This is a genomic window from Sideroxydans lithotrophicus ES-1 (assembly GCF_000025705.1).
Lineage (GTDB): Bacteria > Pseudomonadota > Gammaproteobacteria > Burkholderiales > Gallionellaceae > Sideroxyarcus > Sideroxyarcus lithotrophicus.
In genome coordinates, this window is record NC_013959.1 from 1,140,764 (window position 1) to 1,154,581 (window position 13,818).

General features: G+C 56.2%; 15 protein-coding genes and 1 riboswitch. Of the genes, 7 read left to right on the forward strand and 8 right to left on the reverse strand.

The window, feature by feature from the left end:
- Position 1: 1 nt before the first annotated feature.
- The 3 genes from SLIT_RS05785 to SLIT_RS05795 all read right to left on the reverse strand — a co-directional run bounded on the left by SLIT_RS05785 (position 2) and on the right by SLIT_RS05795 (position 2,547).
- Positions 2–442 (reverse strand): type 2 periplasmic-binding domain-containing protein, encoded by a 441-nt coding sequence (locus tag SLIT_RS05785; protein WP_223293830.1) that lies wholly within the window; start codon positions 440–442, stop codon positions 2–4.
- 13 nt (positions 443–455) lie between these two features.
- Entirely contained in the window at positions 456–1,838 is a 1,383-nt protein-coding gene (locus SLIT_RS05790; protein WP_041420789.1) for a hypothetical protein, read from the reverse strand.
- A gap of 181 nt (positions 1,839–2,019) precedes the next feature.
- Positions 2,020–2,547, reverse strand: coding sequence for a response regulator (locus SLIT_RS05795; RefSeq protein WP_013029299.1), 528 nt, complete (start codon positions 2,545–2,547; stop codon positions 2,020–2,022).
- Positions 2,548–2,811: 264 nt separating this feature from the next.
- Between SLIT_RS05795 and SLIT_RS16260 the strand changes: the two genes are divergently transcribed.
- Both SLIT_RS16260 and SLIT_RS15115 read left to right on the forward strand, forming a co-directional pair.
- The gene (locus tag SLIT_RS16260) at positions 2,812–2,934 is read left to right on the forward strand and encodes a hypothetical protein (RefSeq protein WP_013029300.1); all 123 of its coding nucleotides are present in this window, start codon (positions 2,812–2,814) and stop codon (positions 2,932–2,934) included.
- 262 nt (positions 2,935–3,196) lie between these two features.
- Positions 3,197–3,281, forward strand: a riboswitch (cyclic di-GMP riboswitch).
- Between the two features lie 178 nt (positions 3,282–3,459).
- Positions 3,460–4,158, forward strand: a complete 699-nt coding sequence (locus SLIT_RS15115; RefSeq protein ID WP_013029301.1) for an ankyrin repeat domain-containing protein — start codon at positions 3,460–3,462, stop codon at positions 4,156–4,158.
- Positions 4,159–4,228: 70 nt separating this feature from the next.
- Here the strand turns inward: SLIT_RS15115 and SLIT_RS05805 are convergent, their stop codons facing one another.
- The 3 genes from SLIT_RS05805 to gcvA all read right to left on the reverse strand — a co-directional run bounded on the left by SLIT_RS05805 (position 4,229) and on the right by gcvA (position 7,085).
- On the reverse strand, positions 4,229–5,011 hold the full coding sequence (locus SLIT_RS05805; protein ID WP_013029302.1) for an alpha/beta fold hydrolase: 783 nt from the start codon (positions 5,009–5,011) through the stop codon (positions 4,229–4,231).
- A complete protein-coding gene (locus SLIT_RS05810) occupies positions 5,008–6,018 on the reverse strand; it encodes a M14 family zinc carboxypeptidase (RefSeq protein WP_013029303.1) in 1,011 nt (336 codons plus the stop codon). Before SLIT_RS05810 ends, SLIT_RS05805 begins: the two co-directional genes overlap by 4 nt.
- 167 nt (positions 6,019–6,185) lie before the next feature.
- Positions 6,186–7,085: a transcriptional regulator GcvA gene (gene gcvA / locus SLIT_RS05815; RefSeq protein WP_013029304.1), complete on the reverse strand. Its 900-nt coding sequence runs from the start codon at positions 7,083–7,085 to the stop codon at positions 6,186–6,188.
- Between the two features lie 98 nt (positions 7,086–7,183).
- Between gcvA and SLIT_RS05820 the strand changes: the two genes are divergently transcribed.
- The 5 genes from SLIT_RS05820 (at position 7,184) to SLIT_RS05840 (ending at position 12,037) form a co-directional block, all read left to right on the forward strand.
- Positions 7,184–8,074, forward strand: coding sequence for a DMT family transporter (locus SLIT_RS05820; RefSeq protein ID WP_013029305.1), 891 nt, complete (start codon positions 7,184–7,186; stop codon positions 8,072–8,074).
- Positions 8,075–8,155: 81 nt separating this feature from the next.
- The gene (locus SLIT_RS05825) at positions 8,156–8,896 is read left to right on the forward strand and encodes a 2OG-Fe dioxygenase family protein (RefSeq protein WP_013029306.1); all 741 of its coding nucleotides are present in this window, start codon (positions 8,156–8,158) and stop codon (positions 8,894–8,896) included.
- Between the two features lie 175 nt (positions 8,897–9,071).
- On the forward strand, positions 9,072–10,046 hold the full coding sequence (cysK, locus tag SLIT_RS05830; RefSeq protein ID WP_013029307.1) for a cysteine synthase A: 975 nt from the start codon (positions 9,072–9,074) through the stop codon (positions 10,044–10,046).
- 72 nt (positions 10,047–10,118) lie between these two features.
- On the forward strand, positions 10,119–11,006 hold the full coding sequence (gene cysM / locus SLIT_RS05835; RefSeq protein ID WP_013029308.1) for a cysteine synthase CysM: 888 nt from the start codon (positions 10,119–10,121) through the stop codon (positions 11,004–11,006).
- Between the two features lie 47 nt (positions 11,007–11,053).
- Positions 11,054–12,037, forward strand: coding sequence for a hypothetical protein (locus SLIT_RS05840; RefSeq protein ID WP_013029309.1), 984 nt, complete (start codon positions 11,054–11,056; stop codon positions 12,035–12,037).
- A gap of 25 nt (positions 12,038–12,062) precedes the next feature.
- On the opposite strand, the gene SLIT_RS05845 is transcribed toward SLIT_RS05840, so the two are convergent.
- The gene (locus tag SLIT_RS05845; protein ID WP_013029310.1) at positions 12,063–12,569 is read right to left on the reverse strand and encodes a TlpA family protein disulfide reductase; all 507 of its coding nucleotides are present in this window, start codon (positions 12,567–12,569) and stop codon (positions 12,063–12,065) included.
- Positions 12,570–12,593: 24 nt separating this feature from the next.
- On the reverse strand, positions 12,594–13,634 hold the full coding sequence (locus SLIT_RS05850) for a hypothetical protein (RefSeq protein ID WP_013029311.1): 1,041 nt from the start codon (positions 13,632–13,634) through the stop codon (positions 12,594–12,596).
- Positions 13,635–13,818: the final 184 nt, after the last annotated feature.

The following is a 13,818-nucleotide window of genomic DNA, read 5'->3' on the forward strand; positions in this document are numbered from 1 at the left end:
CTTAAGGTTTGAGAACGATCCTGACGCTGCGATTCACAGCGCTCCTGTCGATATAGCCGATGGCGTTGGGATTGCCTGCTATGGCTTTTCTGACGGTGGCATTGCCAGCCAATCGTTTGGGTGGGTGGCCATCGCCCGTGAAAATGATCTTTGCCCAGTAGGCTGTGAGTTGGGCCGGGCTCTTGTGGACGACCTTGGTGTAGAACTCATCCCGGATTGCGCTGCCTTCAGGCTGGTCGATGGGAATGGCAGTCTGGCCATTCGGAAAGGTGCCGATCTTGCCAAGGAAAATCTTGGTGGTCTGTTCGGCGGTCAGGTTCTTGATATGGCTTCTGGATGACACGATGACAACCACGTCGGCATATGCGCTCGCGGCAAATGTGGATATTGCAAGAAGCAGGGCAGACATCAAGCTGTTGCGGATCATGATTGGTGATCTCACGTTCTTTTCGGCACTAGAACACAAAGTCGACGACTGCAGAAATTACATGAAATGTCGTTCCGTAGAGGGTTATGTTTGCCGGCACGTTTATAAGGTAGCCGTTCGAGCTGTCGCTGAGCGTTATACGATCATACTGCACCTTGAGGTCGTAGTTTCTCATGAAATCCCAGCGTGTTCCCAGACTGTTCGTGCTCTGCGATCTATCTGACAATAACAACAATGTCGCGGTTGGCGGAGGGGATGACTGCAAAAAGGAGCCGCGGCTATTCTGGCTGTGTATCAAATACGGCGTGAATTTGTTGATGCGATAACCGGCGCTGACATACATTGCACCGACCTTGTATGTCGAGCGGCGCTGCATCCACTCCGACATGGCGAACCAGTTGCCCGGATCGTAACTTGCGCCAACCGATAAATCCTTGTTCTTGTTCCACACCCCGGGGAGGGCTGTTGCCGACTGGGTGGATGACAGGCGCTCCTGATAGCCGAGATGAAACGTTGCCTCGTCATATTCAAGATTGTCGAATATGCCCCACATATCCTTCGAAGTGGTGATGCTGGTCGGTCTTTCTAACGTATTTCTCCCGAAGATTGCCTTGATGGAATTGCTCGCTTCCCCGATCTCAAAGCGGTACATGGCATCAATGCCATCGCTGCTCGGTATGGATTGCTGATGATAAAGATCAACTGGTGGATATACCCAGGTATAGCTGTAGCCCACGTCGCGATTTTCGGAATTCATGAAAGTCGGCAAGGCTATTCGTCCGGCGCGCACGTAGGTGTTCGGGTTGAAAGAGTATTTTACGTTCAGCCATTCCACTTCCGGCCGGTAAGTGCCATCGGCGTGATATTCCGATATGACCTGAAGAACAGCCGATACACTGGGCGTAAAGCTGGCATTCAGATGCGCAGCGATTTTGCTGTTATTGCTGGACGACCACTCGCTGCTGCGCCCCGTCCCTTTGGGCATGGTGCTATCCAGAATATAGTCTCCCAGGTTGAGGCTGGAATGAGAAAGGCCTAATGTCCCGAATCCGCCGAACTTGAACATCGGCTGGTCTGATAATGTATTAGTGGCAGGAGCGGAGGCCTGGTTTGTCCCGCCATTTTCAATCGCACTTGTCGGTTTATCTTTCGGGGCAGCTTCTGCAACGGAAGTTCCTGCAGCAATCATGAGAAGGATTGCGAGGCAATATTTTTTTGGCATAAGGGTCACCTTGATATCAAAAAACCGTGTTTGATTGCTCAAGTCAGTTTTAATAACCTCACATGCAGGGTTCGGCCAAGCCGGATCTTTGGATATATGAAACTTGTTCAATATGCTCAAATCATCGGAATATTCATTGCGGTTCGCAATATGTCCCCGGAGTTTGCGCGTGCCCGGCAAATTATGCATAGACAATATGTCGAAAGATCCGGCTTGCCTGTGTCGCGCGACGGTGGAAATGAAATGTCCGGATCAGACCTTTGCTACCTTATGAACCTCCAGTCGTCGACACTATCAGGCCAGTTGAGCTGTAAAGACACTTCATTATTCGGGATTGCAACTTCACTGGCCTGCTCCGCCTGACATCCTGTCAGAATTTAATGAACGGGCTGCCCCATAGCATCTTCATGATTTCAACCAGTTCGGAAGATGACTGTTTTGCGCTGCCTTGCAAGCGGGCATTTTCTTTCCTCAGGTAATCCATCACGAACTTGATTTTCAGATGCGTTTTAACGCGCGCAATCACTATCGGGGCGTTAATGGGTTTGTGAATGAAATCCGAGGCGCCGACCGAAAACCCCATCTCTTCATATTCGTCCTCATTCTTCGAGGTGATGAAAATAACAGGGACATCCGCAAGCTCCGGTTTCGCTTTGAGTCGGCGACATGCTTCGAACCCGTCAATATCGGGCATCATGACATCGAGCAAAACCAGGTCGGGAGGATTGGTATATGCGTAATCGAGAGCATCTTTGGCCTGATTAAACATTTTCAGCGAATATTCCTTCGCCAAAATCGACTCCATGATCATCAGATTCTCGACTGCATCATCTACCACCAATATGGTGGGACGTACTAGCACAGTAGGCTGTGCGCCAGACTCTTCTATATTGTCCATAATGATCTCCTTATTAAATTATGATCTCGATCAAAACCTCAGGCAGGCAATATCGTTGGGCCAGGATTCAAGGACATTCTCGGCGTTAACGGGTAAAAATACAATGCCGTTAATGATGGCATCTCGAACAAGCCGGACCAACGGCAACGCAAAAAATGATGAACGGTAGAATTAATTCCGGAGTCTCCAGTCTGAGAGTCGTCCTGGTCTTTCAGGGCAATTCGTAGCGTCAAATTACTGACGAAGATATAAAGGAGATTCAAAATGACCTATCAAGACAGCAACAATACCAAACGGGAAGATACAACGTTCAGGACGGTTTTGGGCTGGCTAGCAGCAGCGGCTACGGCTATTGCCAGCATCGCCAGCGTGGTTAGTTTTTCCTGATATGTGAACTATGAAAACGGGGTTACATGGAGGCGGTGAGAGCCGCCTCTTTTTATTTGCGGAGCAAACTGTTTCGATCGCATGAATGAATTTCTGCATGAAGGGGTTCTCAAGTTTTCCTGGGCGGCTCTTCAGGCATGTTTTTTCCTGAATATAGTCCAACGTGCTGGAAAAACCGAGCCTGTACGAAGGGGCCTTCTTGCAATAACCGGGATTTTATGTAAATGTGGCCGCCCGATTTGCAATGCTTCTGGCATGTCGGTATTGATAAAGGCAAACCTGTTGAAAAGCAGCGACGCAAAGTTTCCGGTCTAAGGCAAAAAACCTTTGATAGCGGGGCCGCCAAATCCTTTCTGATTGCTCCAGCGATGTTGCTTCATGGAGCGTCAATATGATGGAACAGCAGGTTCCAGTGCGCCTCCCCAAGCCATCCCGGACGACCGAGCAGCCTCGCGGAATAGGCCATTTCAACTGACTATAGTGCGGAATATGCAGGCAATTGATCATCGATAGAGGGAGGTCATTGTGAAAGTACAGTTCAAATCAAGTGAAGTGCTGATATTGCTGGCGGCTTCAGTAATGAGTTTCCTTGCCAACCTGCCGGATTCTTTGCTGGGGAATGTGGTTGACAGAAAAGCATTGCTGGCCGCACTGACTGCCCTGATTGTCGTGGCTATGTTCCGATATCTGCAGATACTGCTGTTGTTGACGATCTCCATTCTGGCTATCGGCGCGAATCTTCCCGAAGGGCTGGCTGCAGCGTTGGGTATCAGCCAGACGGCGTTGCTGGTATCGCTAGGCATCCTGGTTGCGCTTACGCTGCTGAACCGCGTGGCCAAATTGTTGCCTACAGACCAGACGGCACTTGCTTCAGAGATCGCCGATATGCGTCAAACCATGATGGCAGCGATCGCAAAAGGAGACCAGGCTACGCTTCAATGCCTGTTGGAAAAGGATGAAAGCGTCAACTTCACCCTGAATGGCACGACTCCTTTGCATCTGGCTGCCGAGAAGGGATACCCGAACATCGTGCGTTTACTGGTCGGACACGGCGCGGATTTCCGCATGAAGGATGCAACAGGCAAGACCCCGTTGGAGGTGGCGCAGTCGAAGATGAAATTCATCCAGACCGAAGAGATTCTTTATAGTGCGAGCAGACCAGCATTTGCGACTGGCGATGTTGAAAACAGGCGTACCGATGCCGAGATTTGGCGAGGGGCTTGACTGATCGAGGTCTGATGCAGGCCTTCATTGCCTGGCATTTTGTGCATTTTCTTGTTGGATCACGAACAGCTTATCTTGCCTGTTTGTCGATGTCGTCCGTTTCCTTCACCCATTCCTTGACTTGCTGAGCCACCCAGTAGCCGTCATCCAGCGGTATATCATGACCCGCTGTCGGGTGCAGTTTGACGGTGCAGTCCCATTGTTTCGCCAGAGTGAGCGAGCATTTCACATTGACCAACCGGTCTCGCTGCGCCGCAAGCAGCAACACAGGGGCGGCAGGAGCCGCCGGTGCGGCACGATATGAGGCGGCGGCCCGCAACTGGCGCAAGATGTTCGCACGCGTGACGGGACATTCCCGCGCATATCCTGTCCACTGTTCCAGCAATTCCGTGCGCTGTTGTGCGGAGCGATTCTGTGTGCTGGTCAGGCGCAGTATCAGTCGCTCTCGCCGAGCGGCAGAGCCAAGCATCAGATAACTCGACAAAGCCGGATAATTGGCCGGGCGCAGCCTGTGGTAGAAGGGGTTGTTCGGTGCCAGGCTGGTGTTGATCAATACCAGCCTTTCCAATTCATCCGGATAAAGCCTGCACCACTCCACTGCCACCATTGCGCCCAAGGAAAGGGCGAGCACGCGGTAAGGTGGCGCATACCCGAGTTGCTTGAGTTGCGCGCGGCAATGGTGCGCCATCTCTGCCACGCTGTTGAGGCTGGTGTGTGCATGCAGGCTGCCATTGCCGGGGAAATCCAGGGTGACGATGTTGCGTGCACCTACTGCATCCTGAAACAGCATGGGGAACTCGCCCCAGTGGCGCGTTTCGCGCATCAAGCCCCGCAAAAGAACCCAGGTCGTCATCGTCTGTACCAGCGCATCACTGCACGCTCCTGCATGCGAAGCCGGGTGGGGCCTTTGACCAGCCAATTGTCGTAGCCGCCGGCAGCGCGCATCAGAAAGTCCAGCCAGACGGCATGCCTGCGCAATACCCGGTGCAGCCGATGCTCCACGGATGGGTTGAATATGCCGTGACGAGAGAAGAGTTGGAGAGGGTTCTTCTTCACCCACAGCCAGGAACCCATTTCCAGCGTCAGCGGCAAAAAAGTCCTGTTTCTGTCGTTTTGCGACTGCAGGTAAAGATAGTCCCATATGTCACCGTGCGTGCGGTATTGCACGCTCTGCGGCTCGAACAGGTATCTGGTGTTGGGATGGGTCTGCTGAAACAGTTCCTCCAGCCTGAGGATGTCGGCCAGGTGATCGATAGGATGCACGCTATGCGCATGCGGAAACCAGATGCGATCGCGCGCCCCGAAGCCGGAGTGGCAGTCCACGGCGATGCTGAAAGGACGGGGCAGCAATTCCTCTTGCACGGTACGGCACAACGCCAGATTCTCGCTTTCCATCTCGGCACCTGCAGCACCGCGATACCAGGGCAGGTGCGGGCTGATGCGGTGACCGCCTAGCAGGAAGGGAACTCCGCCTGTTGCCTCCACCGGCGCATTGCGCATCAGATCCACCCCCCGGGGGGTGCTGCGTGTCGATTGCCACATCCCGCCAGGGTTGATCAGGGGCATGAATACCAGGCGCACGTCCTGCAGCAGATGGTGCATGCTGCTGTCCCACTCCAGGCGAGTGAGCAAACTGCGCAGGAAGTACAACAACACCTGCGTGCCGATACGTTCCAGGCCATGGACGCCACCGAAGAATCCAATCGCAGGCAACTTTGGATCGGGGTTGCCCAAGGTCAGCCGGTAGACGGGGAAACATTTATTTCCGGCACTGACTTCGCATTCGATATGCGCTTCGAGACGATCTTTTCCAAGTTCCAGGATTCGTTCTAACTCTCTCAGTTCGGGCAAGGTGGACATGGGAGTTCGGGTCTATGCCTGGTAATGTAAGTGCAATGGGTAATGGTCACGTTTCGGATAATACCGCCATTGTCGATCATGCATTCTGCATCTGTTCATTCTGCTTGCAATGGATGACTGCAGAGAAATCGAACTTTTTCCGAGATCGCCAGTCGATTCCGGCATATTCAGCATGCTGCCGGATCGGCTGCCTGTTCAAACAGCCATGCCCTGAAAGCGGCCACCTTGTTCAACATGCTCTTGTTCCTGGGCATCACCAGTTGATAACTCAGGTCGCTGGCTATGTTGTGTCCCAATATTTGTACCAGCCTGCCCGAGCCAAGGTCGTTCTGCACCAGGCTATGCCATGCCAGGGTGACACCAAGGCCGTTGACTGCGGCCTGGATCGCCAGGTCGGCATCGCCAAAACGACGGACATTCAGCGGGGCGTCGACCACTCCCAGCCCGGCAAGCCACGTTTTCCATTCCGGAAACGTGCCGCGCATGATGTGCCAGTCGTCCTCGATCAGATCGGCATGCAGCAGGTCGGCGGGAGTCTTGATGGATGCTGCCAGCTCGGGCGTGGCCACGGCAACTATCCATTCCGGCATCAAACGCTCGACGCTCAGTCCGGGATGGGGATCGCTGCTGAAGCGGATCGCCATATCCACTTCCTCCATCGAAAAATCGACGATGCGTCGTGTGGCCAGCAAATGGACCTCCACATCCGGATAGCGCAGGTAAAAATCATTCAAGCGCGGAATAAGCCAGCGTGCCGCGAATACGGGCGGGGTCGAGATGGTCAGCGGTCCGGCGATGCTGCCGGAGCGCACCCTCAGCATGGCCCGCTCGAGCTGATCGAAGGCGTCCGAGACCAGATGCAATGCATCATGGGCCGATTCGTTCAGGACCAGCGTCTTGCCGCGATTGAACAGGGCAACGCCAAGATGATCCTCCAGCAGCTTGATCTGCTGGCTGACTGCCGCCGGGGTGACATGCAATTCCTCCGCAGCACGGATGAATGAACGATGGCGAGCAGCTGCTTCGAAGAATCGCAAGGCGTTGAGCGGTGGAAGATGGCGTGCCATTAGTTTTCCTTAATGTGTCCTCAATAAAGTCTAGCTTGTGATCCAAGGCGCCGGCCATTAGAGTCGTGCCATCCGAATTAATCTTACTGGAACTGATCATGGGAATCACTACCGTCTACCTGCTTGTTACCGCCTCTGCATTTTTCTGGGGAGCCAATTTCGTGCTGGCCGGGCCTATCCTGGCCGACTTGCCGCCATTGTGGGCAGCGGCTATGCGCTTCGTGCTGGGGGCCGCCTTGATGTTCATCATCGCCGGCGTGCGCCGCGAACAACTGCTGGGTTTGCTGAAACGCAATGCCGGAGTTTACCTGTTGCTCGGAGCTGTCGGGATAACCGGATTCAACCTGTTCTTTTTTTATGCGCTGCGCTCCACCTCGGCTAACAGTGCCGCACTCATCATGGCGACCAATCCTTTGCTTACCGCGCTGCTGGCAGTTGCGTTCCTGGGCGAACGCCTTACCAGCCGGCATCTGGTTGCATTGCCGGTCGCATTGATCGGCGTGGCGGTGGTCATCTCGCAAGGGAATATGAACAAGCTGGAGTCATTGAACTTTGCGCATGGCGACTTGCTGATGCTGGCCGCCAATCTGTGCTGGGCGGCGTACAACGTCCTTGTCCGCCGTTATATGCCGCAAGGTTCGCCCATCGCCAATACCAGTTGGGTCATGGCGGCAGGAGCGATCCTGCTGGCTTCGGTCGCCCTCGGCAGTGATGCCCACATGAGTGAGCTCGATGGCAAAGCCAGTCTGGCGATGGCAGTCATGGTTGTTGGCGGCACGGTGTTGGCGTACCTGTTCTGGGGCATTGGCATCGCCCGGCTCGGCGCGGCGCGTACGGCGATCTTCATCAATCTTGTCCCCGTCTTTGCCATGCTGGTCGGCGGAGTTCTCGGCACTCTGCCAACCACGGCACAGCTTGCCGGCGGGCTGCTGGTGCTCGGCGGTGTGAGCATATCCATGTTCCCGTCCCGTCGCACTGCGGCAGCGTAGAGGCGGGATCGGGCGTACGTTCCTGTCCTGCAGGAGTTATTGAAGTAGAATCGGCCTCGACCGAACCCCGAACGCTTTCCCATGCCCACCGCCAATCTCGCGCCCAGTTACATCGAACCTTCGCATCTTGCCGACGCGTTACGGAGTCACGGTTTCGGCGTGCTGAGTCCAACCGGGCTGGCATCGTTTATTGGTTGTCCGCTGTCTGTGCTGGAATCTCTTAAAGCAGATTGGGATGATCTGCCGCCGGATACCTTTCTTAAGGACGGCGGACGTTACCGCCGCCGCAGGCATTCCTGCTTCATCGTGGACGGCCAGTCTGCGACCCAGGTCGCGCATCGTCCGCATTACCAGCCGTTGCAATACAACGCACTGCACGGCGGGATGCTGCGCTTGTTCGAACCTCTTGCTGCGCACACCGTTGCGCAACCGGTCTGGTCGACATTGCTGCGCAACATCGCGCGCGTCTGCGCTGACGTCAAAGGCGAGCGTCCCTGGTACGTTGAAGCGCACCAGTTCCGCATCGACACCACTCACGGGATCGGCCGTCCGACACCGGAAGGCGCACATCGAGACGGCGTGGATTTCGTTGCCATCCTGCTGGTTGGGCGCGAGAACGTCAGCGGCGGCGAAAGTCGCATCTTCGATGCCAATGGGCCGCACGGACAGCGCTTCACCCTGAGCGAGCCATGGACATTGTTGTTGCTGGACGACCATCGAGTCATCCACGAGTCCACCCCCATCCAGCCGACGGCCGACGGCGGCCATCGCGATACGTTGGTGCTGACTTTTCGTGCTGGCGGATTTCTGGAAATGCCTTAGCGGGATGGCATAGACTCTCTGGCAGCGACACTTTGGAACATATGGGCAATGCCCGCTAGTAGAAGAGTGGACTGCACCATCTAACGGCTATATATATACAACGATAGACCATTTCATAAAACACCGGTGTTTGGTTAGACTCGCACCATCGTGAATCCAGTCGAAGGAAACAAGCATGTCGAATCTGTATGCAGACAACGCGCAAAGCATCGGGCGGACGCCGCTCGTCAGATTGAATCGCGTGGGCGATGGTGCGAAGGCGACCATCCTGGCCAAGATCGAAGGGCGCAATCCGGCGTACTCGGTGAAGGACCGCATCGGTGCGGCCATGATCGACGATGCCGCAAAGCGCGGCCTGCTGGGGCCGGGCAAGGAGATTGTGGAGCCCACCAGCGGCAATACCGGCATTGCACTGGCTTTCGTGGCAGCGGCACGCGGCATCCCGCTTACGCTGACCATGCCCGAGACCATGAGTATCGAACGGCGCAAGCTGCTGGTCGCCTACGGCGCGAAGCTGGTGTTGACCGAGGGCGCGAAAGGCATGAGCGGTGCGGTGGCCAAGGCCAGGGAGATCGCGGACTCCGATCCGAAATATGTGCTGCTGCAGCAGTTCGAGAATCCGGCCAACCCGGCCGCGCATGAAGCGACCACCGGGCCGGAGATATGGAACGACACCGACGGCAAGGTCGATATTCTCATTTCCGGCGTGGGTACGGGCGGCACCATCACCGGCGTATCGCGCTATTTCAAGAAGACGCGCGGCAAGGCGATCGTTTCGGTCGCAGTGGAGCCGTCCGCAAGCCCGGTGCTGACGCAGCAGCGGGCAGGGCAGGAGCTCAAGCCCATGCCGCACAAGATCCAGGGTATCGGCGCCGGCTTTGTGCCCGGTGCGCTGGACATGTCGCTGGTGGACGACATCGAACAAGTGAGCAACGAAGATGCGGTGCTGTATGCACTCAGGCTCGCGCGCGAGGAGGGCATCATCTCCGGCATTTCCAGCGGTGCCGCTGTCGCAGCCGCAGTGCGCCTGGCGCACAAGGCGGAGAATGCAGGCAAGACCATCGTCGTGATCCTGCCGGATTCGGGTGAGCGCTACCTGAGCTCCATTCTTTTCGACGGCATGTTCAACTCCTTTGGCATAGCCACCTGACAGAGATAGCAGTGCAAAAGCGAACGCCAGCATTTATCATGCTGGCGTTATTCTTATTTTGCAGGGTTGAGTATGTACAAGACGCTGGACGATTTTGTTGGCAATACGCCACTGGTCAGACTCAAACGCATCCCCGGTAATACTTCCAACGTCATTCTGGCCAAGCTGGAAGGGAACAACCCTGCCGGTTCGGTGAAGGACAGGCCCGCGCTTTCCATGATCCGCCGTGCCGAAGAACGCGGCGAGATCAAGCCGGGCGATACGCTGATCGAGGCGACCAGCGGCAACACCGGCATCGCACTGGCGATGGCGGCGGCGATGCGCGGATACAAGATGATCCTGGTGATGCCGGAGAACCAGAGCGTGGAACGCCGCCAGACCATGCGCGCGTTTGGTGCGGAACTGGTGCTCACGCCGAAGGCGGGCAGCATGGAAATGGCGCGCGATACGGCTACGATGCTGCGCGACGAGGGACGCGGGATCATCCTCGACCAGTTCGCCAATCCCGACAATCCGCTGGCGCATTACGAAGGCACCGCCCCCGAGATATGGCGCGACACCCAGGGCAGGATCACGCATTTCGTCAGCAGCATGGGCACCACCGGCACCATCATGGGTTGCTCGCGCTACTTCAAGGAAATGAACCCGGCTATCCAGGTCATCGGTGCACAACCGGAAGAAGGCGCGCAGATCCCCGGCATCCGCAAATGGCCGGAAGCCTATCTGCCGAGGATATACAGTCCGCAGAACGTGGACAGACTTGAATATGTCGGGCAGCAGGATGCGGAAGAACTGACGCGCCGCCTGGCGCGCGAAGAGGGCATCTTCTGCGGCATCTCCTCCGGCGGTGCGCTGAGCGTGGCGCTGCGTGTCTCGCAGCAAGTGCAGAACGCCACCATCGTGTTCATCGTCTGCGACCGGGGCGACCGCTACCTTTCCACCGGGGTATTTCCCGCCTGAAACGCATGGCGTTGCAAACCTCATGGACATGCAGGATTGCGGCGCGCATGGCATTGGCCGCTGTACTGCTGGTTCCATTGACCGCACTTGGCGAAGAGCTGGTCGGTCCGCCGCCACAGTTCGTCGGCCCCCCCGCACCCCCATCGGCCACCGAAAAAGTCATGAACATGATGGATGCGCCGCGCGATTACCTGTCCGGCAAACTGGTCGGTTTTGTAAGCAGCGTCGATCGCTTTTTCGGAGACGAGCGTCATTACCAGGAGACCAACGACAGCGTCTTTCAGTTGGACACCTCGCGGGTGATGGGCTATGGCGGCGAACACAGGTTCGCGGTGTCGGCCAGGGCCAATGTGCATTTGCCCATCGCAGAGAAGAAACTGCACTTGTTGATAGAAACGAATCCGGACAAGAACACGATCATCGACCCGAAGCAGACCCAGACCCAGGCACAGGCGGTCAATGAACCGGCTACCCCGCAAAGTATTGGCGCGGCATTGCGATTCATCAAACAGGAAGCAGAGCGCTGGCACCTGAGCGCGGATGCCGGGATCAAATTCCAGGGACTGAGCACGACCCCTTTCGTGCGCTCACGGGCCAGCTTTGCAGTGTTGCTGGACCAATGGCGCATGAAGCCCTCCGAAACGGTATTCTGGTTCAATACCATCGGCGCAGGCGAAACCACCCAACTGGATTTCGAGCGCACCGTCAGCGAGGCAGTGCTGCTTCGTGCCACCAGCGTTGCTACCTGGCTCAACGACACGCAAAACTTCGACCTGCGGCAGGATTTCATCGTCTTCCACACCCTGGACGAACGCACTGCCTTGCTGTATCAGGCCAGTGTGGTCGGTGTGAGTCAACCGGTGTCGCACGTGACGGACTATGTACTGCTGATGCAATACCGTTATCGCCTGCACAAGAAATGGATGTATTTCGATGTCAGTCCGCAGCTGCACTTTCCGGTCGACCGGAGCTATCGCTTGAGCCCCCAGCTCAATCTGCGGCTGGAGATGATGTTCGACGAGATAAAGTGAGGCTAAGTGGATCGCCGGGCCGGGGTCAGGGAGTGAACAGTCCTGCTGCGGCCGGCTTCCGGGCAATGGCCTGTTCTACCTCGTTCTGGGTCAGTGGTCCGTAGTGGTGCCCAACCAGCTTGCCGGCGGGTGAATAGAGGAAACTGGTCGGCATCCCGGTCATCTCGCCGAAATCGCTGGCGATGTCTTCGTTGCCCATGACAATGGGATAAGAGATGGAATGCTGCCGGATCACATCGGTCACCTCCTCGGTCTTGCCGTACATCACCGCCACGCCGATCACCAGTAAATCCTTGCGCTGCTTCTGCAGTGCATCGAGCCCAGGCATCTCCGCGATACAAGGAGGGCACCAGGGCGCCCAGAAATTGACCAGCACCCACTTGCCTTTCTGTTCGGAGAGTTTGTATTGAGCTCCGTTTCTGTCTTTCAGGCTCCAGTCATCAGCCAGGGCCAAATGAGCCGAGCACAACGAAACGAGGAGTGCCAGCAGCACTCCTTTCCATAAGGCGGATATTTTGCGTTTCGTGTCCACAGCTATTTGCCGACTTTCGTGACTTTAGAAAGATTGTCTCACACCCAATGACAAGGTATAGCGCGCGCTCAACTGCAGCGAGTTGACGTTCTGGTAGACGGGCAACTGGACGAATCCGTAAACGGAAGTTCCTCCGCCAACGCGGGCCATGATGCCAGGAGCCAGATAAGCCAGTGTGCCACCGGTTGCAGGACCGCTGGTCAAGGCATCGGGCGGGGTTGCCGCTGCCCCGGTATCCGGACGGCGGTGGATGATGTTCAGTTGCAGCATGGGTGAGAACTTCGAGCCGAATTTGGCATAGCGCATGCCGGTGTTCAGCGAGTAGGCATCACCCGGGCGATAGTCTGCTCCAGCGATGCTCTTGGTCGCCACCGCATGTTGCACGGTTCCCTGCACGAACCAGCCGTAAGTATCGATGGCACCGGTGGTGTATCCGCCCAGGATGATGTCCGTTGAGCCGGTACCGATCTGCAGGCTGCGATCCAGCGCGGTGACGCCGTCGTTGAAAGTGGCATTGGTGTTCCCGGTAGGTAGCTTGATGCCGGCTATGAGTCCGGCAGTCTTGTCTGCAGAAAGGCCGGTATATCTGCCGATGAAACTGACATCGCCGATGCTGTTGTCAGATGAGGTGAGGTAACTGGTTGTGGCGGGATATGCGCCGGCGCCATAAGTGCCATGTGTGCGCTGAACGAAAGGAAGATTGGTGGTCAATCCCCAGGTATCGCCAGTGTATGAGAGCGCCGCCGTGGTGATCCGCGTGGTGGTGTAGTCTTCGATCTCCTGTCCTGCCGCAGCCAGGGCGTTGATCTGTGCTTGTGAAGCAGAGCTTGTGCCGATGCGCTGCTGGCTCTGGTTGATGTAGAAGTAGGACAGGTCGGCAGTAAAGCCGGGGGTCGTACTGATTCCCTGCGTTCCCCAATCTTTGGACAGCGTGCATCCACATGCCGCACAGGCCTGGGCATCCAGGCTGGGAAGAAGCGCAGAGAAACCAAGCACCACTGCAAGCGCGGCGCGTAATCCTTTGCGCGATGGTTCAGTCGTTGTTTTTATAAGTGGTTGCAGCATGTCGAACTCCCTGTTTTGTATTTATCGGGCGAGTCTGTGCACTCGCGCTTTCGATTATAGGAGTTCGCTTTTTATCGGGGGTGCGGCATATTGTCGCAGGGGTGAGATCGCTAATGAAAGCCTCTGATCAGTGCGATGCGATCATCGCCAGCAAGCATTGATCTACTTACCACACCACGGTAAG

Bases quoted from the DNA above. Each gene is read 5' to 3' on its own strand.
- SLIT_RS05795 (WP_013029299.1), bottom strand. From the start codon at position 2,547: ATGGACAATATAGAAGAGTCTGGCGCACAGCCTACTGTGCTAGTACGT.
- SLIT_RS05805 (WP_013029302.1), bottom strand. From the start codon at position 5,011: ATGACGACCTGGGTTCTTTTGCGGGGCTTGATGCGCGAAACGCGCCAC.
- gcvA (WP_013029304.1), bottom strand. From the start codon at position 7,085: ATGGCACGCCATCTTCCACCGCTCAACGCCTTGCGATTCTTCGAAGCA.
- SLIT_RS05820 (WP_013029305.1), top strand. From the start codon at position 7,184: ATGGGAATCACTACCGTCTACCTGCTTGTTACCGCCTCTGCATTTTTC.
- SLIT_RS16260 (WP_013029300.1), top strand. From the start codon at position 2,812: ATGACCTATCAAGACAGCAACAATACCAAACGGGAAGATACAACGTTC.
- SLIT_RS05825 (WP_013029306.1), top strand. From the start codon at position 8,156: ATGCCCACCGCCAATCTCGCGCCCAGTTACATCGAACCTTCGCATCTT.
- SLIT_RS05850 (WP_013029311.1), bottom strand. From the start codon at position 13,634: ATGCTGCAACCACTTATAAAAACAACGACTGAACCATCGCGCAAAGGA.
- SLIT_RS05840 (WP_013029309.1), top strand. From the start codon at position 11,054: ATGGCATTGGCCGCTGTACTGCTGGTTCCATTGACCGCACTTGGCGAA.
- SLIT_RS05810 (WP_013029303.1), bottom strand. From the start codon at position 6,018: ATGTCCACCTTGCCCGAACTGAGAGAGTTAGAACGAATCCTGGAACTT.
- SLIT_RS05790 (WP_041420789.1), bottom strand. From the start codon at position 1,838: ATGCATAATTTGCCGGGCACGCGCAAACTCCGGGGACATATTGCGAAC.
- cysM (WP_013029308.1), top strand. From the start codon at position 10,119: ATGTACAAGACGCTGGACGATTTTGTTGGCAATACGCCACTGGTCAGA.
- cysK (WP_013029307.1), top strand. From the start codon at position 9,072: ATGTCGAATCTGTATGCAGACAACGCGCAAAGCATCGGGCGGACGCCG.